Annotated in this window: 2 protein-coding genes; both read left to right on the top strand. The window is 60.2% G+C overall.

What is annotated here, in order from left to right:
* Positions 1-354: ABC transporter permease (locus tag AC5O77_RS21775; RefSeq protein WP_494507173.1), on the top strand; the 354-nt coding region annotated here is incomplete at its 5' end.
* A partial coding sequence (locus AC5O77_RS21770; protein WP_494507172.1) for a hypothetical protein occupies positions 344-762 on the top strand: 419 nt, incomplete at its 3' end. The genes AC5O77_RS21775 and AC5O77_RS21770, both read left to right, overlap by 11 nt.

Genomic DNA, 762 nt, shown 5'->3' with positions numbered 1-762 from the left:
GCGCTGGTGGCTTCCGCAATGGGGATCGCCTCGCTGATGACCAGCACCATTATGGAACGCGCCAAAGAGATCGGTTTGATGAAAGCGCTGGGTGCGCGACAGTGGCAAATTATGCTGCTGTTCTACCTGGAAGCGGCGTCCAGCGGGCTGGCTGGCGGTGCGCTGGGATGTATTGCCGGGTGGGGGCTGGCGAAAGCGATTGGCGTCATGCTCTTCGACGCGCCGCTTAATTTTGGCTGGATTGTGGTGCCGTGCGTACTGGTGATTGCGGTACTGTTTGCGTTGATCGGCACCTGGTTCGCGGCCCGTCGGATTGCCCGGCTGTATCCTGTGGAGGTGCTGTATGGCCGCTAATCGTACCATGCTCTGGCTGCTGGTGTGGCGGGCGCTGCGTCTGCGTTTTCAGCGGGTCAGCGTGGTGTTTGCCGCGCTGATGGTGGGGGCGACCATCGTGACGGCGCTTTCTGCCGTCTGGTTCGACATTAACACCAAAATGAGCGAAGAACTGCGCACCTTCGGCGCGAATTTTTACATCGGGCCGGGGCACGGTTCCAGTATGCCGCAGCAGGAGTTGCAGAGCATTCTCGATCAGGCGCCGCAGGGGCTGGTGCATGGCGCCAGTCCGTGGTTGTACGGCATGGCGCGTACCGAGCTGGAAAAAGTGGTGATGGTTGGCGTGTGGTTCGAGTCGCTGCAAAAAATGGTGCCGTACTGGCAGGTCACCGGTAGCTGGATTGGCGTCAGTTTTGACGACCGTAATGC

This window comes from Stenotrophomonas sp. INTA L402-1 (genome assembly GCF_059295135.1).
Note: the sequence above shows the minus strand (reverse complement) of the source record. Positions and strands in the feature narration are given on the sequence as shown.